This window comes from Streptomyces sp. NPDC096079, from assembly GCF_040303145.1.
Classification (GTDB): Bacteria; Actinomycetota; Actinomycetes; order Streptomycetales; family Streptomycetaceae; genus Streptomyces.
On sequence record NZ_JBEOST010000002.1, the window covers coordinates 513,327 to 536,171 of the forward strand.

General features: G+C 73.4%; 19 protein-coding genes and 1 pseudogene. 8 read left to right on the forward strand and 12 right to left on the reverse strand.

The window, feature by feature from the left end; genetic code table 11:
- Together ABTY59_RS06255 and ABTY59_RS06260 are read left to right on the forward strand one after the other, a co-directional pair.
- A pseudogene (locus ABTY59_RS06255) lies at positions 1-328 on the forward strand (hypothetical protein); the annotation flags it as partial.
- Positions 329-441: 113 nt separating this feature from the next.
- Positions 442-1,155: a class F sortase gene (locus ABTY59_RS06260; protein ID WP_403533418.1), complete on the forward strand. Its 714-nt coding sequence runs from the start codon at positions 442-444 to the stop codon at positions 1,153-1,155.
- Positions 1,156-1,158: 3 nt separating this feature from the next.
- Here the strand turns inward: ABTY59_RS06260 and ABTY59_RS06265 are convergent, their stop codons facing one another.
- From ABTY59_RS06265 to ABTY59_RS06280, 4 genes are all read right to left on the reverse strand, one after another.
- On the reverse strand, positions 1,159-2,040 hold the full coding sequence (locus ABTY59_RS06265; protein WP_352017718.1) for a hypothetical protein: 882 nt from the start codon (positions 2,038-2,040) through the stop codon (positions 1,159-1,161).
- A 33-nt stretch (positions 2,041-2,073) separates the two neighbouring features.
- Positions 2,074-2,865, reverse strand: a complete 792-nt coding sequence (locus tag ABTY59_RS06270; RefSeq protein WP_352017719.1) for a hypothetical protein — start codon at positions 2,863-2,865, stop codon at positions 2,074-2,076.
- Positions 2,866-3,076: 211 nt separating this feature from the next.
- Entirely contained in the window at positions 3,077-5,131 is a 2,055-nt protein-coding gene (locus tag ABTY59_RS06275; RefSeq protein ID WP_352017720.1) for a phosphocholine-specific phospholipase C, read from the reverse strand.
- 246 nt (positions 5,132-5,377) lie between these two features.
- The gene (locus tag ABTY59_RS06280; protein WP_041129101.1) at positions 5,378-5,794 is read right to left on the reverse strand and encodes an organic hydroperoxide resistance protein; all 417 of its coding nucleotides are present in this window, start codon (positions 5,792-5,794) and stop codon (positions 5,378-5,380) included.
- 120 nt (positions 5,795-5,914) lie between these two features.
- Here ABTY59_RS06280 and ABTY59_RS06285 point away from each other — a divergent pair, with 120 nt between their 5' ends.
- Entirely contained in the window at positions 5,915-6,385 is a 471-nt protein-coding gene (locus ABTY59_RS06285; protein WP_352017721.1) for a MarR family winged helix-turn-helix transcriptional regulator, read from the forward strand.
- Positions 6,386-6,477: 92 nt separating this feature from the next.
- Here the strand turns inward: ABTY59_RS06285 and ABTY59_RS06290 are convergent, their stop codons facing one another.
- Genes ABTY59_RS06290 through ABTY59_RS06300 form a run of 3 tightly spaced genes read right to left on the reverse strand, consistent with a single transcriptional unit; the run spans position 6,478 to position 8,940 of the window.
- Positions 6,478-8,088, reverse strand: a complete 1,611-nt coding sequence (locus ABTY59_RS06290) for a drimenyl diphosphate synthase (protein ID WP_352017722.1) — start codon at positions 8,086-8,088, stop codon at positions 6,478-6,480.
- 58 nt (positions 8,089-8,146) lie between these two features.
- On the reverse strand, positions 8,147-8,749 hold the full coding sequence (locus ABTY59_RS06295) for an NUDIX domain-containing protein (RefSeq protein ID WP_352017723.1): 603 nt from the start codon (positions 8,747-8,749) through the stop codon (positions 8,147-8,149).
- A complete protein-coding gene (locus ABTY59_RS06300; RefSeq protein ID WP_352017724.1) occupies positions 8,746-8,940 on the reverse strand; it encodes a hypothetical protein in 195 nt (64 codons plus the stop codon). Before ABTY59_RS06300 ends, ABTY59_RS06295 begins: the two co-directional genes overlap by 4 nt.
- 163 nt (positions 8,941-9,103) lie before the next feature.
- On the opposite strand from ABTY59_RS06300, the gene ABTY59_RS06305 reads away from it, so the two are divergent.
- The 3 genes from ABTY59_RS06305 (at position 9,104) to ABTY59_RS06315 (ending at position 14,655) form a co-directional block, all read left to right on the forward strand.
- Entirely contained in the window at positions 9,104-9,556 is a 453-nt protein-coding gene (locus tag ABTY59_RS06305) for a GNAT family N-acetyltransferase (RefSeq protein ID WP_352017725.1), read from the forward strand.
- On the forward strand, positions 9,553-10,818 hold the full coding sequence (locus ABTY59_RS06310) for an MFS transporter (RefSeq protein ID WP_352017726.1): 1,266 nt from the start codon (positions 9,553-9,555) through the stop codon (positions 10,816-10,818). The genes ABTY59_RS06305 and ABTY59_RS06310 overlap by 4 nt, the downstream gene beginning before the upstream one ends.
- 153 nt (positions 10,819-10,971) lie before the next feature.
- Positions 10,972-14,655: a S8 family serine peptidase gene (locus ABTY59_RS06315; protein ID WP_352017727.1), complete on the forward strand. Its 3,684-nt coding sequence runs from the start codon at positions 10,972-10,974 to the stop codon at positions 14,653-14,655.
- Between the two features lie 50 nt (positions 14,656-14,705).
- On the opposite strand, the gene ABTY59_RS06320 is transcribed toward ABTY59_RS06315, so the two are convergent.
- The 4 genes from ABTY59_RS06320 to ABTY59_RS06335 form a co-directional block, all read right to left on the reverse strand.
- On the reverse strand, positions 14,706-16,151 hold the full coding sequence (locus tag ABTY59_RS06320) for an acyl-CoA synthetase (RefSeq protein WP_352017728.1): 1,446 nt from the start codon (positions 16,149-16,151) through the stop codon (positions 14,706-14,708).
- 77 nt (positions 16,152-16,228) lie between these two features.
- Entirely contained in the window at positions 16,229-17,413 is a 1,185-nt protein-coding gene (locus ABTY59_RS06325) for a nitrate/nitrite transporter (protein ID WP_352017926.1), read from the reverse strand.
- A gap of 109 nt (positions 17,414-17,522) precedes the next feature.
- Complete coding sequence (locus tag ABTY59_RS06330; RefSeq protein ID WP_502995332.1) at positions 17,523-18,968, reverse strand: sensor histidine kinase; 1,446 nt, start codon at positions 18,966-18,968, stop codon at positions 17,523-17,525.
- Between the two features lie 38 nt (positions 18,969-19,006).
- Positions 19,007-20,071, reverse strand: a complete 1,065-nt coding sequence (locus ABTY59_RS06335; protein WP_352017729.1) for a rod shape-determining protein — start codon at positions 20,069-20,071, stop codon at positions 19,007-19,009.
- A 285-nt stretch (positions 20,072-20,356) separates the two neighbouring features.
- Here ABTY59_RS06335 and ABTY59_RS06340 point away from each other — a divergent pair, with 285 nt between their 5' ends.
- Positions 20,357-21,259 carry an SCO2400 family protein gene (locus ABTY59_RS06340; RefSeq protein WP_352017730.1) on the forward strand — a complete coding sequence of 301 codons (903 nt, stop codon included), beginning with the start codon at positions 20,357-20,359 and terminating at the stop codon, positions 21,257-21,259.
- Positions 21,260-21,262: 3 nt separating this feature from the next.
- On the opposite strand, the gene ABTY59_RS06345 is transcribed toward ABTY59_RS06340, so the two are convergent.
- A complete protein-coding gene (locus ABTY59_RS06345) occupies positions 21,263-21,697 on the reverse strand; it encodes a MarR family winged helix-turn-helix transcriptional regulator (RefSeq protein WP_352017731.1) in 435 nt (144 codons plus the stop codon).
- Positions 21,698-21,804: 107 nt separating this feature from the next.
- Here ABTY59_RS06345 and ABTY59_RS06350 point away from each other — a divergent pair, with 107 nt between their 5' ends.
- Positions 21,805-22,824: an NADP-dependent oxidoreductase gene (locus tag ABTY59_RS06350; RefSeq protein WP_352017732.1), complete on the forward strand. Its 1,020-nt coding sequence runs from the start codon at positions 21,805-21,807 to the stop codon at positions 22,822-22,824.
- Positions 22,825-22,845: the final 21 nt, after the last annotated feature.

The following is a 22,845-nucleotide window of genomic DNA, read 5'->3' on the forward strand; positions in this document are numbered from 1 at the left end:
CGACAAGGGCGGCCGGTACGAGAAGGACCACGAGAAGCCGAGTGGCGGCATGCACACCGGCTCCGGCGCCCTGTCCCTGGTCAACGCCGACGACTGGACCAAGGACACGGAGAAGGACAAGCAGAAGGACTGGAGCAAGGACACGGAGAAGGACAAGTCGAAGGACGAGGGCGGCTACAAGCCGGACAAGCCGAAGGGCGGCATGCACACGGGCGGAGGCGGCCTCGCGAGCGGCGCCACGAACGTGACCGGCGCGGCCCTGGTCGCGGCCGGACTCGCCGCGTTCGTCCTCCACCGCCGCAGGAAGGCCTCCGGCGCGGCTGCGTGAGCAGGCCCGGACGCGGGGGCCGCCCCTCACGGGCGGCGGCCCCCGCGTCCGGCCACCCCCACCCCGCACCCCCGACCCCGGATCATCCGCCCGAGTCCGAAGGAGCCCTCCCCGTGACGAACCGACCGGATCCCGCTGACGCGGGAGCACCCCGCCGCATCCCGCGATGGGTGGTCCCCGCCGTGTTCTGGACGCTGGTTCTCGCGGTGCTCCTGCTCGTACTCCGTCCCGGGACGTCCGGCCAGGACACCGAAGCCCCGGCCCGGCCCGCGGCCGCCGCCGCGACCGGCGGCGCCTCGGCCCCCTCGCGCCACGCCTCGCCGAGCGCCCGACCGGCCGCCGGTCCCTCGATGCCGCGGTCGGCCCCCACCCGGCTGAGGATTCCCAGGATCGGAGTGGACGCGCCGTTCACCGGCCTCAAGATCGGCCCCTCCGGTGCGCTCGACCCGCCTCCGGCCGACGACACGAACCTGGTGGGCTGGCAGGAGTCCGGCATCTCCCCCGGCGAACGGGGCACCGCGATCGTCGCCGGCCACCTCGACACGGCCACCGCCCCCGCCGTCTTCGCCCGGCTCGAGGAACTCAAGGCCGGAGACACCTTCGAGGTGAGCCGCGCCGACGGCACCACCGCGGCCTTCCTCGTCGACTCCGTGGAGGAGTTCTCCAAGGACGACTTCCCGGACCAGCGCGTCTACGAGGACACCCCCGACGCGCTCGTCCGGCTCATCACGTGCGCGGGGCCCTATGACCGCAAGGCGAAGGACTACACCGAGAACCTGGTCGTCTTCGCCCACCTGGAGGAGCCCGGCGAGAGCCGTTCCGGCTGAGTCTCAGTCGACGCGGAAGCCGACGCGGACCGCGTCGCCCGCCGGCACGACGAGCACGTTCCCGTGCGTCTGCGCCCAGTTCTCCGGGATGAGGAACATCCGGCCGTTCGCCTCGGCGAGCAGGCGCAGCCCCTCGTACCGGTACCGGAACCGCTGCGGCGGGTCCGTGGCGGGCAGCACCGTCTCGCGGGCCTGCCCGGGCGGGAAGTAGAGCCGCTCCGCCGTGTCGAGGGTCACGGCGGGGCGCAGCCACAGATTGCGCGCCAGATAGCGGGCCTCGTCGTCACCGTGCTGTTTGGCGTACGCGTGGACCGCCCAGAAGGAGGACAGGGCGACCAGTACGGCGACGAGCCCGAGCGCCATCCGCTCGCGCGCCACCGGGTAGACGGTGCCGGCCAGTTTGAAGGACAGGACCCTGCCGTACACGATCAGCACCAGTCCGCCGCCCAGCAGCAGCGGGGTGTCCATGGCCCCGGCCTGCCACACGTCGAACCCGCCGAGGACGCCGAGGACGAACAGGACCAGGCCGCAGACCGAGAGCGCGTACGGCGCGAGGCGGCCCCCCGTCGGCAGGCGCGTGCTCCTGTTCCCGACCGCCCGGGCCGCGTAGTAGACCAGGACGGCGGCCAGGGCGATGACGAGGGCCGTGCCGGCGGGCACGTAGAGGGCGCTCGCGCTGCGCAACGCGTAATCCTGGGTGGAGAAGCCGAGGGTGGCCGCGTCGATGCCGAAGTGCTCGTAGAGCGCGTCGGTGTAGGCGACCCCGAAGTACAGCAGGAGCGCACCGATGAAGGTGGTCGGGGCGAGCAGGGTGGTGAGCGTGACGAGCCAGTCGGCCCAGGGGCGCTTTCCGTTTCCGTCGTCCTCGGGTTCGCCTTCGGCCATGCGGCCCCCTTCGTTCGGGCGGTCTCGGCCGGGTCAGCGGGACGGACCGGAACCGGCCGAGCCCCCGTCGGTGTTGTCGCCGGTCGTCCCTTCGGACGTGTCGCCGGTGGTGTTGTTCCCGGTGGTGCCCTCGGTGGTGTCGCCGGTGGTGTTGTTCCCGGTGGTGCCCTCGGTGGTGTCGCCCGTGGTGTTGTTCCCCGTGCTGCCCTGGGTGGTGTCGCCGGTCGTGTTGTTCCCGGTGGTGTTGTTCCCGTTCGTTCCTTCGGTGGTCTCGCCGTTGGTCTCGCCGGGCGGCGGCAGAAGATCCGCGCTGACTGTCTTGCTGGCCTCGTCGGAGACTCCTGCCGCGTTGCTGAGGGTGGCGCAGACCTGGTGGGTCGGATTCGTGTTCCCGCCCTCCGTCGAGAAGGCGAAGGTCAGCTCTCCGGAGGTCTCTCCGGGGGCCAGGGTCACGGGTTGGCTCGGTGGAATGAGCGGTCGGCTCGCCTGGCCCGGCGTGCAGTCCACGAGTGAGAGCGTGCCGCTGTAGGGCTCGGACGACGGATTCGTGATGCTCCAGTAGTACGCGTCCGGCCAGTGGCCCCCGAAGTGGTCGGAGAGCCGCCCCGCGCTGTTGAAGCTGCCGCTGCCCTTCTCCCTCTTCCGCCGCTCCTCCTCGCTCTTCTGCGGATCGGTCTCTCCCGTCGTCCCTCCGCTCCCGGTCTCCGTTCCGGTCGTGTCCGAGGAGACGTCCGAATCGGGGGTCTCGGGGGTTCCGCCGCCCCCGGAGGAGCAGCCGGTCAGCGGGGCGGCGCCGGCGCAGAGGAGGGCGAGTGCGAGGAGCACGCCCCTGGACCTGCTCCGGTGACGAGTCGTCCGGCCGCGCATGAAGCCTCCCGATACGAATCCGTCGGGGCGGAGTGCCTCCGCTCCTCCTGGCGGCAGCCTAAAACGGCGTCATATCGGGTGAAACCGCCGTTCGGGTAACTGTCCGTAGCGGCCGAGGGGCATGCGTCCGCCCCGGCACCGGGACGGCGGTGCCGGGGCGGGGGTGGCGTCAGGAGGTCAGGATGCCCGGGTCCGACTGGCTGGGCGCGCCCGTCTCGACGTGTCCGGCGAGGCGGCGGAGGTAGTCCGTGCTCGCGGAGGACGTGACGGTGACGTCGTACCAGTGGTGGGCGGCGGAGACGTCGACGGTGTGGGTGACGGTGGCGCCCTTGGCGACCGAGAGGGTCGTGGGGGAGCCGCCGTAGGAGTCGGTCACGGTCACGGTGGCGGTGGTGCCCGCGTTGGTGAACGTGAGGTCGAGGCGGCCCGTCCCCGCGTTGTGGCGGGCGGTCACCTCCGGGACGGCCGTCTTGCCGGGGGAGCGGAAGCGGCGCAGGAAGCCGTTGGGGCCGTGGACCGTGAGGTCCGTGGTGCCCTTGGAGTACTTGGTGTTCCAGGTGTCGGCGATCGACTTGTTCGCCTCCGCCGTGTACGTCCAGGGGGCGTCCGTGCGGTTCGCCGAGGTCACGTAGAACTGGGCGCCGGCCGACGGGCCGCCGCTGAAGGCGAGGCGGTAGGTGCCGGCCGTCACGTCCGCCGTGCCGTCCACGTACGGGGCGTACTTGAGCGGGCGGGTGGGCTTGGCGCCCGGCTCCTGGCGGGGCATCGTGCCGACGGCCGGGGCGGTGGCCGGGAAGTCGGGGTGGCGGTTCTTGTCCGGCGGGTAGTAGCCGGCGGTCGGCGGGAGCGCGGCCGGCTGCGCGTCCGTGCGTGAGAAGTCGAAGGCCGAGGTCAGGTCGCCGCAGATGGCACGGCGCCACGGCGAGATGTTGGTCTCGCGGACGCCGAAGCGGGCCTCCATGAAGCGGATGACCGACGTGTGGTCGAAGGTCTCCGAGCAGGTGTAGCCGCCCTTGGACCAGGGGGAGACGACGATCATCGGGACGCGCGGTCCGAGGCCGTAGGGGCCGGCCACGTAGCCCGTCTTGCCGCCGAAGTAGTCGAGGGCGGTCGGCGCGGTGGACAGGCCCTGCGACGCCGAGCCGGGCGCGTACGGCGGGACGACGTGGTCGAAGAAGCCGTCGTTCTCGTCGTACGTGATGAACAGCGCCGTGCGGGCCCACACGTCCGGGTTCGAGGTCAGTGCGTCCAGGACCTGCGCGATGTACCAGGCGCCGTAGTTGGCGGGCCAGTTGGCGTGCTCCGAGAAGGCCTCGGGCGCGGCGATCCAGGAGATCTGCGGGAGGCTGCCCGCCTGGACGTCGGCGCGGAGCTTGTCGAAGAAGCCCTCGCCGGCCTTGGCGTTCGTGCCCGTGCGGGCCTTGTCGTACAGCGGGTTGCCCGGCTGCGCGTTGCGGTAGTTGTTGAAGTACAGGAGGGAGTTGTCGCCGTAGTTGCCGCGGAAGGCGTCGTTGATCCAGCCCCAGGAGCCGGCGGCGTTCAGGCCGTCGCCGATGTCCTGGTAGACCTTCCAGGAGACGCCCGCCGCCTGCAGGCGCTCGGGGTAGGTGGTCCAGCCGTAGCCCGCCTCGGCGTTGTTCAGGACGGGGCCGCCGCCCGTGCCGTCGTTGCCGACGTAACCGCTCCACAGGTAGTAGCGGTTGGGGTCGGTCGCGCCGATGAACGAGCAGTGGTACGCGTCGCAGATGGTGAACGCGTCGGCGAGCGCGTAGTGGAAGGGGATGTCCTCACGGGTGAGGTGCGCCATCGTGGCCTTGGTCTTGGCCGGGATCCAGTTGTCGTACTTGCCCTTGTTGAAGGCGCTCTGGCCGCCCTGCCAGTCGTGGTTCAGGCCCTGGAGGTACTCCATGCCCAGCTTGTCGCTGGTCGGCCGGAAGGGGAGCGTGACCTTGCTGCCGTCCGACTGGTTCCAGACCGACTTGCCGCTGGGCAGCGTCACGGGGCGCGGGTCGCCGAAGCCCCGTACGCCCTTCATCGCCCCGAAATAGTGATCGAAGGAACGGTTCTCCTGCATCAGGACGACGATGTGCTCGATGTCCTGGATCGTGCCGGTGGAGCCCTGCGCCGGTATCGCGGCGGCGCGGGCGATGCTGTCCGAGAGCATCGTGAGCGCGGCGGCGCCGCCGGTCAGCTGAAGGAACCGGCGGCGGTTGAGGTCGGCCATGGGGGAAGTGCCCTCCGGGTGTGAGTACGTGCGGTGGGGGTGCGGGTGCGGCGACCGGACGGGCCGGCCGACGGGCGCCCCACAGGAGAGCGCCCGCGAACCACCGCCCGGAGGCCGTCCCATGACTGCCCGTCGTACGGCAGACGAATCCCCCGTGCCCGAACGTGAAAACTCACAACCGAACGCCCCTGGCGGGCCGAAGTCCCCCAGAGGCGTGCGGGAATCAACAGAAGTCCACGCGGAGGTCTACTCGACGACGAGCTCGACCTCGATGTTTCCGCGGGTGGCCTTGGAGTACGGGCAGAAGGCGTGCGTCTTCTTCAGCAGGGCGAGGCCCGCCTCGCCCTGGAGGTGGTCCGGGAACTCGGCGCGCATCACGACCGCGAGGCCGAAGCCGCCGTCCGCCGGGTCCTTGCCGATGGAGACCTCGGCGGTGACGGAGGCCTCGGAGATGTCGATCTTCTCCTGGCGGGCGACCACACCCATGGCGCTGGCGAAGCAGGCCGCGTACCCGGCGGCGAAGAGCTGCTCCGGGTTGGTGCCCTGGCCGTTGCCGCCGAGCGCCTGGGGGTGGGCGAGGGGGAGGTCGATGTGGCCGTCGGAGCTGACGGCGCGGCCCTCGCGGCCGTTGGCGGTGGCGACGGCGGTGTAGATCGCGTCCATGGGGTCTTCCGTTCCTCGAAGGGCCGTGGCGGCTGTGCGCCGCCCTCATATTGTTAGTGCGCGATTAAGTTGTGCACAACTTAATCGCGTGTGATGCGCGTCTCCCGTACCCTGGACCCCATGGACGAGGAATTCCTCCGGCTCGACAACCAGATCTGCTTCTCCCTGCACGCCGCCACCCGTGCCTTCAACGGCGTCTACCGGGGCGCGCTCAAGGAGCTGGGGCTCACCTACCCCCAGTACCTCGTCATGCTCGTGCTCTGGGAGCACGGCGAGCTGCCCGTGAAGGGGATCGGGGAGCGGCTGCGGCTCGACTCCGGCACCCTGTCGCCGCTGCTCAAGCGCCTGGAGGCGGCGGGGCTCGTCGAGCGCCGCCGCAGCCCCGAGGACGAGCGGTCCGTCACCGTCCGCCTCACCGGCGACGGGGCCGCCCTGCGCGAGCGGGCCCTCGGCGTGCCGCGCCGGATCGCCGCCGCGACGGGCCTCGGTCTCGACGAGATCCGCGAGCTGCGCGAGCGGCTCGACGCGCTGGCCGTCCGGCTCGACACCGTCGACCCGGACGCCCTCGCCCCCTGCGCGACCGACCGCTGAGCCGGTCGAGGCCCCCGTGTCCGCGCCGGCCGGGGTGATGTCGGCCGGTTCGGGGCCGAGCGAGACGAGCAGGGTCTTCGGGTCGTCGAAGGTCATGAACGTTCCTCGGGGGAGAGGGGGGCGGTGTACGCGCGTGCGTGGTTGAGGCCGAGCAGGACGCACACGTCCGTCAGGACGGGCACGTGGTACGTGAGCGGACGCGGCCCGACCTGGTCGGGCCGCGAGACGAATCCGCCGTCGGGACGCTGCCGTTCGAGGAGGTGCCGCACGGCCCGCTCCGCCGCGGCACGGGCGGACGGCGTCCGCGCGACGGCGATCAGCGCGTACGCCGTGCTGATCGGATCGCTGGGGTCCGACGGCACGTGGCCCCAGCCGCCGTCGGCGTTCTGGGTGCCGACGAGCCGGGCGACGGCCCGCGCCCGTGCCCGCGTGACCTCGCCCAGAGCCGGGTGGCGGGGCGCGGCCGCCCGGAAGGAGTCGTACGCGAGGACGGTACGGAACAGCGCGTTGCTCTCGTTGAGGCTCCAGCTGCGCTCGTACCGCCGGCCCCTCCCGCGCGGGGCCATCAGGAACCGCACCGCGCCCTCGATCACCGGCAGGTGCGCCGCCCCCGGCGCGAGCGCGTTCACCGCCCCCGCCGTCATCGCCGTCTCGGAGACCGTGCCGCGCTCGAACGTGGGGAATCCGCCGTCCTCGCCGCGCCGGGCGAGCAGGTACCGCTCGCCGGCCGCCACCCGCTGGGGGAGCCGGTCCCGGGCGACCGCGCGCAGGAACTCCACGCAGTACGCGGTGTCGTCGACGTCGCTCTGGGCGACGCCCCGGTCGAAGCCCCAGCCCCCGTCCGGGTTCTGCTGGGAGGCCAGCGCGTCCGCGAGCGCCTCCACGGTGCGCCGGGGCGCGCCCGCGCCCGCGAGGGCGAGCCCGCCGGTCGCCGTGGCGAACACGGCGAGGCCCGTGAAGGCGGGGAGCCCGCCGTCAGGGCACAGCCACTCCCGCAGCTCCCGCGCCCGCGCCCGTACCCCGGCCGCGTACCGCGGGTGATGACGGAGCGCCAACAGGGCCAGTATCCAGGCGAGATGGTTGCCGTACGGAGGCGGGCCCGGCCGCGCGCACGGCGCGAGGACCTGCCAGTCCGGGGCGGCGACGAGCCCCGGCGCGCCGGTGCCGAAGGCGTGGAGGACCTTCAGCGCGGCCATCTCCACGGACAGCCACCGCTGTTGCCCCCGCGCGTCGAACGCGCACTCCGGGCGCGGGAGCCGGAGGTGCGGGTGGGAGTCCAGCTCGGCCAGGATCGTCTGGAACATCAGCCGTTTGCGCCCGGCGGTGAAGTGGTCGAAGTCGCCCAGCAGCCGGTCGAGCGCGGCCCGCCCGTCCACGTACTCGCCCAGCGCCGCGCGGGCCGCCGCCTCCTGCACGGGGTCGGGGGCGCCCTCGTCCACGGCGGTCTTCAGGCGTCGGGTCAGCCGCTCCTGGCCGTCCGGGTCCACGCCCGTCACCGTGAGCAGCCGCAGGGCCAGGGCGGACTCCAGTACGCGGCTGTCGCACGGGGCCCGGAGCAGTCCGTCCGGTCCGGCGGACGCGAGCAGGCGGGTGGCGAGCCGGGTCCGGGCGCGGTCGAGCCGCTCGGCTCCCGGGAGCGGTTCCGGCCGGGGGCCGGGGACGGCGAGCGAGGCACCGGCCAGGGGCAGCGCGCAGTACGTCATGGGGGAGGCGTCCTCACAGCGGTGTCGTCACAGCGGTGTCGTACGAGGGGCGGGGCGGTCAGCGGGGGAAGAGACGGCGCAGGGCGTCCGCGCCGGCCGGGACCAGCGGGGTGTAGCCGCCGGTCAGGACGGCGAGCGGGGTGACGAAGCCGCACCAGGCGATCTCGCGGGGGTCGGGCCGGGGCGCGAGGTCCGCCGTCCAGCGGTGGACCGTCAGGAAGCAGGAGCCGTGCGGATCGTCGACGCGGATCCGGTACGCCTCGGTGAGGCCGGGCGCCCGCCCCCAGCCCAGCTCCTCGCGGAGTTCCCGGAGCGCGGCGGCGCGGTAGGCCTCGCCGCTGCGGACCGCCCCGCCGATCAGGACGTCGTAGTGGTCGGGATAGGCCCGTGCCGAGGGGGTGCGCCGGTACAGCAGCACCCGGCCTGCGGGGTCGGTGCAGACGGTGGCCGCGTACCGCCGGAGCAGCCCGGCGGGAGGCCCGGACCCCCGCCCGCCCTGGGCCACCACCCGGTCCCGGGGGTCGACGTAGTCGATCCGCTCGCAGGACGGCGCGGCGACCGTCGGGCCGGCGGGGACGATGGGGGAGGCGGGGCCGGTGGGGCCGTACCTCCCGGGGCCGGTGGGGCCGTACCTCCCGGGGCCGGCGGCGGGCGCGCTCACGGACGTGCGCGGACGTGCGCGTGCGGCGGGCCCGCCGGGCGCAGGCCGACGCCGAACACGGGCTCGCCCACCGGGCCGCTCGTCTCGACGGTGAACCGGGCGAGGAGCGCGCCGAGCGGCATCTCCCTCTCCCGCATCGCGCCGACGGGGAAACCGGGGGGCGAACCGACCATCACGCCGTGCGATCGCATGATGACGCATCGTAGCGCTTCGTGCGATCTTGTGATCCGCCCCACCCCTCCCGGCGGTACCGCCCGCCACCCCGGACGGAGGAGGACGCCACCGGGCACGGGGGCGTGGCGCGTTCATCGAATTGTAAGGAGCAGGAGCGGTAAACGCTCCTATACTCGCTCCATGTCCGACATCAGCATCCGGCGCGCCACCGCCGACGACTCCCCTCGGCTCACCAGGCTCGTCCGGACCTCCAGGGCCTACCGGGGCGACTACGCCCCCATGGTCGAGGGCTACCAGGTCGGCGGTCCGTACATCGAGCACCACCCCGTCTACGTCGCCGTCGACGACGGCGACGGCGGCCGGGTCCTCGGCTTCTACGCGCTCCTCGTCGACGAGGCCGAGCTCGACCTCGCCTTCGTCGCCGACTCCGCCCAGGGACGCGGCATCGGCCGGCTCCTCATGGACCACATGACCGAGCGGGCCAGGGCCGCGGGACTCGGCTCCGTGCGGGTCGTCGCCCACCCGCCCGCCGAGGAGTTCTACCTGCGGACCGGCGCCGTCCGCACCGGCACCGTGCCGCCCACCGGACACATCCACTGGGAGCGCCCCGAGCTGCGGTACGAGCTCGCGTGACCGCCACCCAGGACACCCGGGAGCGGGAGCGGGACCGGCCCAGGGTCTTCGCCGACCTCACCCCGCTGCGCACCTCCGCGCACTACCGCCGGCTCTGGTTCGGGAACACCGTCTCCTGGGTCGGGCAGGGCATGACGGCGCTCGCCGTCTCCCTCCAGGTGTACGACATCACCCGCTCGCCCTTCTCCGTCGGACTCGTCGGCCTCTTCGCCCTCGTCCCGCTCGTCGTCTTCGGCCTCTACGGCGGCGCCATCGCCGACACCGTGGACCGCCGCAAGCTGGGCCTCGCCAGCGCGAGCGGCTCCGCCGTGCTCTCCATCGCCCTCGCCGCCGCCGCGTTCGCCGGCTTCCACCACGTCTGGTTCCTGTACGGGATCGTCGCCCTCCAGGCCGTGTGCGCCGCCCTCAACTCACCCGCCCGCTCCTCGATGATGCCCCGGCTCCTGCCGCCCGAGCAGCTGCGCGCCGCCAACGCGCTCAACTCGATGACGACCACCTTCGGCACGCTCGTCGGACCCAGCCTCGGCGGCCTGATCGTCGGCTTCGCCGGCTACCAGACCGCGTACCTCGTGGACGCGATCGCCTTCACCGCGAGCCTCTACGCGATGTGGCGGCTGCCGTCCATGCTCCCCGAACGGACGGGGAGCAAGCGGGCCTCCGTCCTCGACGGGCTGCGGTTCCTCGCCACCCGCCCCAACCTGCGCATGACGTTCTTCTCGGACTTCTGCGCGATGATCCTCGCCCACCCCCGCGCCCTGTTCCCCGCCATCGCCGTCCTCTGGTACGGCGGCGACGCCAGGACCACCGGACTCCTCGTCGCCGCGCCCGCGTTCGGGGCGCTCCTCGGCGGAGTCCTCTCCGGCTGGCAGGGCCGCATCCGCCACCACGGCCAGGCGATCCTGCTCTCCGTCGCCGCCTGGGGCACCGCCATCGCCGTCTTCGGGCTCACCCGGAACCTCTGGCTCGGGCTGCTGATGCTCGCCCTCGCCGGCTACTCCGACACCGTCTCGATGATCTTCCGGAACACGATGATGCAGGTCGCCGCCCCCGACGAGATGCGGGGCCGGCTCCAGGGCGTCTTCATCGTGGTCGTCGCCGGCGGGCCCCGGCTCGGCGACTTCCTCGCGGGCTCCGTCGCCGACCTCACCTCGCCGGCCGTCGCCGTCACCGGCGGCGGGATCGCCTGTGTCCTGGCGATCGGCATCCTCGCCCTGTACGGGCGCGGATTCCGCCGCTATGACGCCCTCGACCCCACTCCGTGAGCAATCTCCCCGAACGGACCGTCCCGTCCTGGCGGTTGGCCGCCACGGCACATAACCGCCAGGAGTGACAGGGGTCAACACCCGCCCCACGGGCCAAGACTCCTCGCGGCACCCGGAACACCCCCGACCCCGGGTCCGCGAGGAGTTCGAACGATGACGTCGAGGACCACACCCTTCGACAGAGGGAGGGCCGCGCTGCTCGCCGCGGGCGTCTCCCTCGTGATGCTCACGGCCGGGCAGACCGCCGCCGCCGCGAACACCGCACCCGCCGTGCCGGACACCTTCAAGGCGTCCGCGACGAGCACCACCGTCACCCTCGTCACCGGTGACCGCGTCACCCTCACCGACCTCGGCGACGGCAACCGGACCGTCACCGTCGACCGGGCGAAGGGCGCCACCGGCGCGATACGGACCCAGACCGCGAACGGCCGCGTCACCGTCGTCCCCGACGAGGCCCGCCCCTACCTGGACTCCGGCGCGCTCGACCCGCGCCTCTTCGACGTCACCGGCCTCGTCGAGCAGGGCGTCACCGGCGAACTCCCGCTGATCGTCTCGTACGGCGGGAAGGGCGCCCGCGCCGCCGCCGCCCCGCGCGGCACCGAGACCGTCCGCGCCCTGCCCAGCATCGGCGGCGCCGCCGTCACCGCCACCGACCCCGCCGCCTTCTGGCAGGGCTTCACCGCCCGCGGCTCCGCCCGCTCCGCCGCCCCCGGCAAGGTCTGGCTCGACGGCCGCGTGAAGGCCGCCATGGCCGAGTCCAACGCCCAGATCGGCACCCCGGAGGCCTGGGAGGCCGGGCTCACCGGCAAGGGCGTCAAGGTCGCCGTCCTCGACACCGGCGCCGACCTCGACCACCCCGACCTCGCGGGCCGCGTCGCCGAGACCCGGTCCTTCATCGAGGGCCAGGAGGTGGCCGACCGCAACGGGCACGGCACGCACGTCTCCTCCACCGTCGGCGGCTCCGGCGCCGCGAGCGACGGCAAGGAGAAGGGCGTCGCCCCCGGCGCCACCCTCGCCGTCGGCAAGGTCCTCAGCGACCAGGGCTCCGGCACCGAGTCGCAGATCATCGCGGGCATGGAGTGGGCCGCCGAGGACATCGACGCGAAGATCGTCTCGATGAGCCTCGGCTCCAGCGAACCCAGCGACGGCACCGACCCGATGGCCCAGGCCGTCAACACCCTCTCCGCCGAGACCGGCGCCCTCTTCGTCATCGCGGCCGGCAACTCCGGCTACCCCGGCTCCATCGGCTCGCCCGGCGCCGCCGACTCCGCGCTCACCGTCGGCGCCGTCGACTCCGCCGACCGCGCCGCCTACTTCACCAGCCAGGGCCCCCGCTACGGCGACCAGGCCCTCAAGCCCGACGTATCGGCACCCGGCGTCGACATCCTCGCCGCCCGCTCCCAGCTCGTCGCAGGGAGCGGCCCCTACACGACCATGAGCGGCACCTCGATGGCGACCCCGCACGTCGCCGGCGTCGCCGCGCTGCTCGCCGAGAAGCACCCCGACTGGACCGGCGCCCAGCTGAAGAACGCGCTCATGTCCTCGTCGAAGACCCTCGGCGCCACCGCGTACGAGCTCGGCGCCGGCCGCGTCGACGTGGCCGCCGCGATCGCCGCGAACGTCACCGCCACCGGCTCCGCCGACCTCGGCTTCACCTCCTGGCCGTACGAGGAGAGCAAGCCGGTCACCAGGACCGTCACCTACACCAACTCCTCCGACGCCCCGGTCGAGTTGAACCTCGCCGTCGAGGGCATGCCCGCCGGGGTCGCCGCCCTCGCGGACACCGCCCTCACCGTCCCCGCCCACGGCTCCGCCTCCACCACGGTGACCGGCGACGGCACCAAGGCCCCCGTCGGCCGGTCCTCCGGACGGATCACCGCCACCGCCGGCGGCGCGACCGTCGCGCACACCGCGCTCGGCCTCGTGAAGGAGGAGGAGCGCTACACCCTCACCGTCCACGTCAAGGACCGCGACGGCGCCCCCACCCCCGCCCACCTCGGCGTGCAGCAGCTGACCCAGGGCGTCGACCCCTTCCCGGCCGCGGTCGGCGAGTCCGGCACCCTCGAACTCCGCCTGAAGCCCGGCACGTACACCGTCGACACCTTCCTCGACGTGCGCGGCTCCCACGGCGAGGACTCCCTCGGCCTCGGCTTCCTCACCGCGCCGGAGATCACCCTCGACCGCGACCGCGAGATCACCCTCGACGGGCGGCAGCTCCGCGAGATCCGTGCCGAGGTCGGCCGGCGCACCGAGACCCGGCAGCTCCTCATGGAGTTCGACCGCCAGGCCAACGGCGCCTCCTACGGCGGCGCCGTCCAGGTCCCGGTGACCTACGACTCGATCTTCGCCGCGCCCACCGCCGAGCCCGCCACCGGCACCTTCGAGTACCGGACCGTCTGGCGCCTCGGCAAGCCGATGCTGGAGGCGAGCGTCGACGGCGTCCGCCTCTCCGAGGCCACGCCGCAGGGCGGCAGCACCCTCCTGGAGGGCGGCCACCGCCTCGGCCTCGTCGACGCGGGCACCGGCACCCCCGCCGAGTACACCGGCAAGAACGCCACCGGCAAGGCCGTGCTCGTCCGGCTCACCGAGGGCGCCGACCCGAAGCAGCTCGCCCAGACCGCCCAGGACGCCGGCGCCAAGGCCCTCTTCGTCACCGACGACCAGCCCGGCCGGCTGATGAAGTGGTTCGGCACCGCCGACTACGAGGACCGCCCGCTCGCCGTCGCCACCGTCAACACCGCCGACGCCCAGCGGCTCGCCGCCGGCGCCGCCCGCGGCAAGCGCGTCGACCTGACCGGCACCCGCTTCACCCCGTACACCTACGACCTCTCCGAGGGACACCCCGGCGCCATCGGCAAGGACCTCGTCTTCCGGCCCGGCAGGAACGAACTCGCCACGATCCACTCCACGTTCCGCATGCCGACCAGGCGCAAGGAACTCGGCGGCGAGTTCCGGTACTCGATCACCGACACCTTCCGCATCGGCTTCGGCTTCAAGGAGTGGATCGCGTTCCCGGCCGAGCGCACCGAGTACGTCTCCACCGGCACCGGCCAGCGCTGGCACGAGTCCGTCGACCTCGGAGAATCCCTGGAGCAGCGCGGCGGACAGTCCGTCTACCGGGGCGGCAGCCGCACGGAGCTCGAATGGTTCGGTCCCGTCTGGCACCCCTGGCTGGGCACCGGCCTCGGCTGGGGCCAGCAGCGCACCGGCAACGACCTCCGCTTCAACACCCCCGGCTGGGGCGACTCCGGCACCGACCACACCGGCTTCGGCAACGTGTGGAGCGACGACACCATGACCCAGTACACCGAGGTGTACGTGAACGGCGTCCGCGTCGACCGCAAGACGAGCTCCGGCGCCTACGCCTGGGACGCCCCGGCGGAGGAGGCCACGTACAAGGTCGTCACCGACACCGCGCTCGACGCGGACCGCTGGCGGCTCGGCACCAAGGGCCACAGCGAGTGGACGTTCCGCTCCGCGGAGACGCCCTCCGACCGGATCACCTACCTGCCCCTCCTCAACCTCGGCTTCGACGTGGACACCGACCTGAACGGCGACGTCCGCGCCGGCGGCAGGCTGCCAATCGGGATCTCCGCCGAACACGTGAAGGGCGCGGCCGGCGCCGGCACCATCGGCACCGGCACCCTGGAGGTCTCCTACGACGAGGGCGCCACCTGGACGAAGGTCGCGCTCAAGAAGTCCTCGCGCGGCGCCTCCTGGACCGGTGAGCTGCGGATCCCCAAGGGCGCGGGCTCCGTGTCGCTGCGGGCCGGGGCGAGCGACGACCGGGGCGGCTCCGTGACCCAGGAGCTGATCCGCGCGATCGGCGTGAGGTAACAGCAGCGTGAGGCCGGGCCCCGTCACCGCGGGGCCCGGCCTCCGTGCCGTCAACGGGCGCCGGGCAGCGCCTTCTTCAGGATCTTGCCCATGTCGTTGCGGGGGAGCACGTCCAGGTAGCGGACCACCCGGGGACGCTTGTGCGGGGCGAGCAGCCTCGCCACGTGGTCGGCGAGCTCCGCCTCCGCCGGCGGCTTCTCCCCGTCCCGCGGCACCACCCAGGCCACGATCCGCTCGCCCAGGTCCGGGTCGGGCTCGCCGGTGACCGCCGCCTCCCGGACGCCGGGATGGTCGAGGAGCGCGTTCTCGATCTCCCCCGCCCCGATCTTGTAGCCGCCGCTCTTGATCAGGTCGGTCGCCTTCCGGCCCACCAGACGCACCCCGCCGTCCGCCTCACGGACCGCCATGTCACCGGTGCGGAACCAGTCGCCGTCGAAGGCCGCCGCCGTCGCGTCCGGGCGGTTGAGATAGCCGGAGAAGAGGTTCGGTCCGCGCACCTGGACCTCGCCGACGGACTCCCCGTCGAGCGGATCGAGCACGGAGCCGTCCTCCTCCACGAGACGCAGGTCCACGCCCGCGAGGGGCGGCCCGACGGTCCCGGGACGGGGCTCGCCGCCCGGCCGGACGCTGGTGTTCATGAGCGTCTCGGTCATCCCGTACCGCTCCACGACCGTCCGGCCCGTCGCGGCCGTGACGCGCTCGTGGTCGTGCACGGGCAGCGCGGCGGAGCCGGACACGAGGAGCCGGGCCCCGGCGAGCGCCGCGGCGAGGGCCTCGTCGTGACCGAGGGCTTCGGCGATCCGGTGGTACATCGTCGGCACGCCGAAGAGCATCGTCCCGCCGTCGCCCAGCTCCCGCCGGACGCCCTCCACCGAGAACGCCCCCAGGTGCCGGACCTCGCCGCCGCGGCGCAGCGGGCCCAGGATCCCGAGGACGAGACCGTGCACGTGGAACAGCGGCAGCGCGTGCACGAGGACGTCCCGCGCCGTCCACGACCAGGCGCCGGCCAGCGCGTCCAGGGACGCGGCGAGCGCCCGGTGCGACAGGAGCACGCCCTTCGGGGGGCCGGTGGTGCCGGACGTGTAGACGATCAGGGCGGGGGACTCGGGGTCGACGGGGCCCGACGGCGCGGGGGCCTGAGGCCCGGTGAGCTCCACGTCGATCCGGGGCAGCGCCGCCAGGCCGCCGGGCAGCTCGTCCCCCGGTCCCGCGAGCACCGCGTCCGGGGCGCTGTCGCCGAGGATGTGCGCCAGCTCCCGCTCTCCCGTGCGCGGATTGAGCGGTACGGCGGGCACGCCCGCGAGCAGGGCGGCGACGGCCGCCACGGCCGTACGGGCGGTGGGGGTGGCCCAGACGGCCACGCGGTCCATGCCGCCGAGGCGGGCGGCGAGGGCGGAGGCGGCGCGGGCCAGCCCGTCGTAGCTCAGGACGTCGTCGCCGAAGCGGAGGGCGGGACGGTGGGTCGGATCCGCCAGGGCGGGAAAGAGGGCGCTCACCGGTCGTACTCCTCGGGGTGGTCGACTGCGAGGGTCACGCGGTGCATTCTGCCGTGGGCCGCGCCGGCCCCGGGGCGTCAGGTGCGGGTCGTCGTCAGGCTCGTGGGCTCGGCGTCCGGTGACGCGCCCCCCGGCCCGAGCCCCCGCATCCGCCCGTACGCGTACACGCACCCCGCCAGCGCCAGGTCCGACAGCAGCATGAAACCGATCGCGTACGACCCCTTCGCGCTGTAGATCGCGCCCATCACCAGCGGCGGCAGGAACCCGCCCAGGCCGCCCATCGCGCCGACGATGCCGGTCACGCTGCCGACCTTGGCCTGGGGGGTGACCTGGGAGACCAGGGCGAAGACGGAGCCGCTCGCGGTGCCGAGTCCGGCGGCCATGATGAGGAGCGCCGTCGTGCCGCCCGGGTTCAGCGGCGGTTCGAAGGCCTGGACGATCGCGAGCAGGGCCACGACCCCGAGCGCGACGGCGGTCACGATCGCGGGGTGGACCCGGTCCGAGAGCCAGCCGCCGATCGGGCGGAACACGACCGTCACGAGGGCGAACCCGGCCGCCTTGGTGCCCGCGTCCGTGGGGTCGAGCTCGTACCAGGTCTTCAGGTACGTGGGCAGGTAGACCCCGAACGCCACGATCCCGCCGAACCCGATCGCGTACAGCGCCGACAGCTCCCACGTGACGCGCAGCCGCGCCGCCGAGCCCAGGCGGGTCGCCAGGGACGCCGTCGGCACGGGCCGGTCGGGGCGGTCCGTGATGAGGAACGTGGCCAGTACCGCGTACGCGGCCAGGGCGATCGCGACCACGATGAACGGCAGGTTCTCGCCGTGCTTCGCGATCCGGGGCGTGAAGTAGCCGGAGAGCGCGACACCGCCCATGCCCATGCCGAACACCCCGAGCGCAAGACCGCGCTTGGCGGGCGGGAACCAGGAGTTGACCAGCGGGATGCCGATGGCGAACGTCGTGCCGCCGAGGCCGAGCAGGAAGCCGACGGCCAGCATCAGGCCGTAGCTGTCCTTGACGACGATCAGCAGCAGCACGGGAACGATCGTCAGCGCCGACACCAGCGGGAACATCAGCTTCGCCCCGTACCTGTCGGTCAGCGCCCCGGCCGGGATGCGGCCGACCGAGCCGACCAGGACGGGCACGGCCACCAGCAGCGACTGCTGGAAGGAGCTGAGGTCGAGCCGGTCCCCGTACCAGCTCGCGATCGGCGCGATCAGGTCCCACGCCCAGAAGGTGAGCGTGAAGCCGATGGTGGCCATCACCAGGTTGCGGTAGGCCGCGGCGGTCGGGGGCGTGGTCTCGGTCGTCGTCACGCCACCAGTCAAGATCCGGGGGAGACGCTCGGCGCGCCGGGTTGGGCCGTACGGGTCAGGGCCAGGTCACCGTGACCGGCGGAGCGGCATCGTCCTCCACGCGGAGCCGCGCGCCGCCCGCCCCGGCGGACACCTCCACCGTGATCGCGCCGACCCCGGACCGCCGGTGCGCCGCCGCGAGCGCACCGCGCAGCGCGGCCAGGAGCCGCTCCGCCGTCGGCTCGTCGACGAGCGTGTCGACCGCTCCGGTGAAGTGCACGGACGGCTGGAAGCCGAGCAGGGCCGCGGCCCCGCCGGTCTCGCGCAGCACCCGGCCCCGGAAGGTGGTGGGCGCGTCCGCCGGCGGCTGCTGAAGCGCGAAGATCGTCGTCCGGACCTCCTGGATCGTCGAGTCCAGCTCGTCCACGGCCCGGCCGAGCAGCTCGTCCTCGTCGGAGGAGCCGGCCGCGCGCCGCCGGGTGGACTCCAGCATCATCTCGGTGGCGAACAGCCGCTGCACGACCAGGTCGTGCAAGTCCCGGGCGATCCGGTCGCGGTCCTCGAAGACGGCGAGCCGCTCCCGGTCGTGCCGCGCGTCCGCGAGGACCAGCGCGAGCGCCGCCTGCGAGGCGAACTGCGAGGCGAGCAGCCGCTCGACCGCCGAGTAGGGGCTGCCGCCGCGCCGCCGGGGCAGGGCGAGGGTGCCGATGAGCTTCCCGCCGCTCTGCAGCGGCAGCATCATCGACGGGCCGAAGCGGGACCGTACGTGGGTGGTCATCCGGGGGTCCGTCGCCGAGTCCTCGACGAACACCGGTTCCCCGCCGAGGAGCTGGACCAGGACCGGGGAGCCGGGTGCGATCGTCGTGCCGACCAGATCGCCCGGGTCCTCGGTGGTGGAGGCGGCGACGATCTCCATCCCGCCCTCCTCGGTGGGCTGGAGGACCACACCGGCGGCGGCGTCGGCGAGGATGCGGGCCTGCTCGGCGACCGTCGTCAGGGCGTTCTCGGCGGTGGCGCCCGTCAGCAGGGCCGTCGTCACGGCGGCGGCGCCCTCGATCCAGCGCTCCCGCTGCCGTGCGGTCTCGTACAGCCGGGCGTTGCCGATGGCGATGCCGGCCTGCGAGGCGAGGACGCGGAGCAGGGCGTGGTCCTCCTCGGTGAAGCCGCCCGCGTGCTTCTCGGTGAGGTGCAGATGGCCGAAGACCTGGGTGTGGACCCGGATCGGGACGCCGAGCGCACCGGTGCGGCCGTCGGGGAGGCGGCGGATCCGCTCCCGCTCCTCGTCCGTCATGCCGGACGTGAAGAGGTCGGTGAGGTGGTGGCGCTCGGGGTCGACGACCCCGAGCGCCCCGTGGCGGGCTCCGGTCAGCTCGGTGGCGGAGTCCACGATGTGCTGGAGGGTGGTGCGGAGTTCGAGGTCGGTGCCGACGCTGAGGACCGCTTCGAGCAGCATGGGCAGGCGGGGCGTCTCCGTGCCGTCGTCGGTGTGCGCGGCCTCGGCGTCCTCGTCCATGAGCGTCATGGTCTCATTGTCGTATGAATCATCCGGTTTCGGATGGTTCAGTCCTCGTCGTCGGCGAGCGGGTCCCGCTCGGCCAGCGGGTCGAGGACCATCGGCTGGACCTTGCCCTCCAGCATCGCGCCGAGGCCCAGGACCGCGCAGACGTCCGGCCGTTCGGCGATGTGCACCGGCATCCCGGTCGCCTCGCGCAGCATCTGGTCGAGGCCGGGCAGCAGCGCACTGCCGCCCACCATCATGATCCCGCGGTCCGCGAGGTCGGCCACCAGGTCGGGCGGGCAGTCCCGCAGCACCTTCCCGATGCCGTCGAGGACCGCCGTCAGCGGGGTGTGGATCGCCTCCCGCACGGCAGCCGTGTCCACGGTCACCGAGCGGGCCAGGCCCGTGGCCACGTCCCGGCCGTGGATCTCCGTCCAGGCCGGCCCGTGCGTCGTCAGGCCGTTGCCGCTGAGGGCCAGTTGCAGCGGGCGCACCGACTGGCTCGGCAGCATCAGCTCGTGGTGGTGGCGCAGGTGCTGGATGACGGCGTGGTCGATGGCGTCGCCGCCGACCGGCATCCGCTCCGCCGTGACGATCGCGCCGAGCGAGAGCACCGCGACCTGGGTGGTCGCCGCCCCGCACACCAGGATCATCGTCGCGGTCGGCTGCTCGACCGGCAGCCCGCAGCCGACGGCCGCCGCGATCAGGGTGTCGACCAGCTCGACCCGGCGCGCCCCGAGACCGACGAGGGTCTCCACGGCGGCGCGCTGCGCCAGCGGGTCGCTGTCGTGCGGGGTGCAGGCGGCGGCGCGCAGCCGGGGCTTGCGCCGCAGCTGCCGGCGCAGCTTCTCGCCGAGGAGGTGACGGAGCATCCGCTGCGCCATCTCGATGTCGACGACCGTGCCGCCCGAGACCGGGCGCACGACGCGGATGTAGTCGGGGGTGCGGCCGGTCATCTTCTCGGCGAGGGCGCCGACGGCGATCAGCGCCCCGGTGCGGGTGTTGACGGCGGCGACGCTCGGCTCGTCGACGACGAGTCCGGCGCCCTTGACGAAGACCCGGGTGCGCGCGGCACCCAGGTCGACGGCGACATGGCAACGGCGCAGCTGCTCAAGGCTGACGGTCACGGCGGATCCTCCGGAGTGCGGTGCTGGCACGGGCGAGGCGGGCGCGAAGCGCGGTCCTGTTGGCATCGTCCGGCCGTCCGGGGCTCGGCGCGCGCTGGGCTGAGCCGCCCGGGGCCCCGGCGCGGGCGGTGCCGGAGGCCGTACGCAGGGTGAGGAAGGTCCCGAGGTCATCCCTCCCGAAGCGGGAGAATCACGGCGCACCGCCGACGACCTGCGGTTTCCACACAGGATCCTCACGTCTGTGCCTACCTGACGCCGCACCGGGCCGCATAGCCTGCGGGCCCCATGGACTACTGCCACGCGTGCCGGCGGCATCTCAACGGGGCCCTCGCCTGTGCCGGGTGCGGGACTCCCGTCGAGGCGCTGCGGTACGAGACCCCCCACATACCGGTCCACACCCCGGACCACGGTCACGGCGAGCCGGACCGGCTCGTGGCGTACGGCGAGCCGGACCGGCCCGCGATCTACGAGGACCGGCCCGTCGCCCACGACGAGCCGGACCGGCCCGCGCCCGAGCACGTCTACGAGCTGGACGTCCTCGAACCGCCGCGCCCCGCCCCCGGCGGTCGGCGCGCCGCCCGCGGCAGGTCAGCCCCGCGGCGGGGGAGGAGGGCGCGCTCCCGCGGCGGCCGCACGGTCCTGGTGGGGACGGTGGGCCTGGTCCTCGCGGCCGGGACGCTGACCCTGGGCAAGCTCGCCCTGGAGGAGCCGCCGCCGGACGGCGCCGCCATCGCCGTGGAGGAGCTGGAGGTCACCGCGACCCCGCTCCAGCCCGGGCCCGTCGAGAGCTCGCGGACGCCGGAGGGTTCGAGCCCGTCCCCGGCGACGGACGCGCCCACCTCCGTCCCCGCACGCCCCCGCCAGGTGAGCGCGGGCTCGGGCACGGGCTCCGGCCCGGGCCGGGGCTCGGGTTCCGGCCCGGACTCCGGATCGGGCTCCGGCACCCGCCCGGGTGCGGGCACCGGCCCGGGCACCGGCACGGGCCAGGGCGGTGACGGCGGCACGACGGCCGCGCCGACGGCCACCGGCCCGACGTCCGCCACGCCCACGACGACGCCGAGCACCCCGCCGACCGGCTCGCCGACCCCCGGCGGCCCCACCCCTTCGACCACCGCCCCCACCCCGACCCAGACCCCCACGCCGGACCCGACCCCGACGTGCACCCGGTTCCTGTGGTGGTGCGTGTAGGCGTTACGCCACGTCCGTGCCGAGCATCCGCTTCAGCAGGTCCCGCAGCAGGGTCCGCTCGGTCTCGGTGAGTTCGCCGAGGGGCTCGCGCGCGAAGTCCAGGGACTCGCGGAGGCGGCGGGCGGTGTCGCGGCCGTCCTCGGTGGCGGCGGCGAGCTTGACCCGGCGGTCGTCCGGGTCGGGGCGGCGTTCGACCAGGCCGCGGGCCTCCAGGCGGTCGACGATGCCGGTGATGTTGGACGGCTCGCACTTCAGCTTCTGGGCGATGCGGCGCATCGGCAGCGGATCCAGCGAGAGCAGGCCGAGGACGCGGGCCTGGGCGCCGGTCAGCGCGTGCTGGGCGGCCGCCTGCTCGTACTCCTCGTAGTAGCGCGCCACGACCGTGCCGATCAGCTCGACGACTTCGAGGGTCAGGGGGTCCGTGCGTGAGGTGGCCATGGGCTTCATCCTACCCAGATACTTGACAACATGAAATATCCAGGAGCATGGTTGTTTCAGTAAGTGAACCTTTTGTGATCTCAAGCTTTTCTCTGGAGGCCGTGCCCATGTCCGCTCTTCCCGCGTCCAGCCGTGAGTGGCACCTCGTCGCCCGTCCGCACGGCTGGCCCGTGCCGGCGGACTTCGCCCTGCGCGAGACCCCGGTCGCCGAGCCCGCCGAGGGCCACATCCTCGTGCGCAACCTGCACTTCTCCGTCGACCCCTACATGCGGGGCCGGATGAACGACGTGAAGTCGTACATCCCGCCCTTCGCGCTCGACCACCCGATGGACGGCGGAGCGGTCGGCGAGGTCGTCGCCTCCAACGCCGAGGGCTTCGCCGTCGGCGACCACGTCCTGCACGGCCTCGGCTGGCGCGAGTACGCCGACGTCCCGGCCCGGCACGCGACCAAGGTCGACCCCGCGCTCGCCCCCCTCTCCGCGTACCTCGGCGTCCTGGGCATGACCGGCCTCACGGCCTACGCCGGCCTCTTCGAGGTCGCCTCCTTCAAGGAGGGCGACGCCGTCTTCGTCTCCGGTGCCGCCGGCGCCGTCGGCAGCCAGGTCGGCCAGATGGCGCGGCTCAAGGGCGCCTCCCGGGTCATCGGCTCCGCCGGCTCCGACGAGAAGGTGAAGTTCCTCGTCGAGGAGCTCGGCTTCGACGCCGCCTTCAACTACAAGAACGGCCCGGTCAAGGACCAGCTCCGCGAGGCCGCCCCGGACGGCATCGACGTCTACTTCGACAACGTCGGCGGCGACCACCTCGAAGCCGCGATCTCCTCGCTCAACGTGCACGGCCGCGCCACCATCTGCGGCATGATCGCCCAGTACAACGACACCGAGCCGGTGCCCGGCCCGCGCAACATGGCCATGATCATCGGCAAGCGGCTGCGGCTCCAGGGCGTCCTCGTCGGCGACCACTACGGCCTCCAGAACCAGTTCGTCCAGGAGGTCGGCGGCTGGCTCGCGTCCGGCGAGCTGAAGCACCGCGAGACCTTCGTCGAGGGCATCGAGAACGGCGTGGACGCCTTCCTCGGCCTGCTGCGCGGCGACAACACCGGAAAGATGATCGTCTCGGCGACCCGCTAGTCTTCCCTCAGCCGTCGCGAT

Excerpts from the sequence above, each read along its gene's own strand:
- ABTY59_RS06305 (WP_352017725.1), top strand. The coding sequence starts at position 9,104 with ATGTCCGACATCAGCATCCGGCGCGCCACCGCCGACGACTCCCCTCGG.
- ABTY59_RS06315 (WP_352017727.1), top strand. The coding sequence starts at position 10,972 with ATGACGTCGAGGACCACACCCTTCGACAGAGGGAGGGCCGCGCTGCTC.
- ABTY59_RS06280 (WP_041129101.1), bottom strand. The coding sequence starts at position 5,794 with ATGGACGCGATCTACACCGCCGTCGCCACCGCCAACGGCCGCGAGGGC.
- ABTY59_RS06340 (WP_352017730.1), top strand. The coding sequence starts at position 20,357 with ATGGACTACTGCCACGCGTGCCGGCGGCATCTCAACGGGGCCCTCGCC.
- ABTY59_RS06290 (WP_352017722.1), bottom strand. The coding sequence starts at position 8,088 with ATGACGTACTGCGCGCTGCCCCTGGCCGGTGCCTCGCTCGCCGTCCCC.
- ABTY59_RS06345 (WP_352017731.1), bottom strand. The coding sequence starts at position 21,697 with ATGGCCACCTCACGCACGGACCCCCTGACCCTCGAAGTCGTCGAGCTG.
- ABTY59_RS06265 (WP_352017718.1), bottom strand. The coding sequence starts at position 2,040 with ATGGCCGAAGGCGAACCCGAGGACGACGGAAACGGAAAGCGCCCCTGG.
- ABTY59_RS06285 (WP_352017721.1), top strand. The coding sequence starts at position 5,915 with ATGGACGAGGAATTCCTCCGGCTCGACAACCAGATCTGCTTCTCCCTG.
- ABTY59_RS06325 (WP_352017926.1), bottom strand. The coding sequence starts at position 17,413 with ATGGCCACCATCGGCTTCACGCTCACCTTCTGGGCGTGGGACCTGATC.
- ABTY59_RS06275 (WP_352017720.1), bottom strand. The coding sequence starts at position 5,131 with ATGGCCGACCTCAACCGCCGCCGGTTCCTTCAGCTGACCGGCGGCGCC.
- ABTY59_RS06300 (WP_352017724.1), bottom strand. The coding sequence starts at position 8,940 with ATGCGATCGCACGGCGTGATGGTCGGTTCGCCCCCCGGTTTCCCCGTC.
- ABTY59_RS06350 (WP_352017732.1), top strand. The coding sequence starts at position 21,805 with ATGTCCGCTCTTCCCGCGTCCAGCCGTGAGTGGCACCTCGTCGCCCGT.
- ABTY59_RS06330 (WP_502995332.1), bottom strand. The coding sequence starts at position 18,968 with ATGACGCTCATGGACGAGGACGCCGAGGCCGCGCACACCGACGACGGC.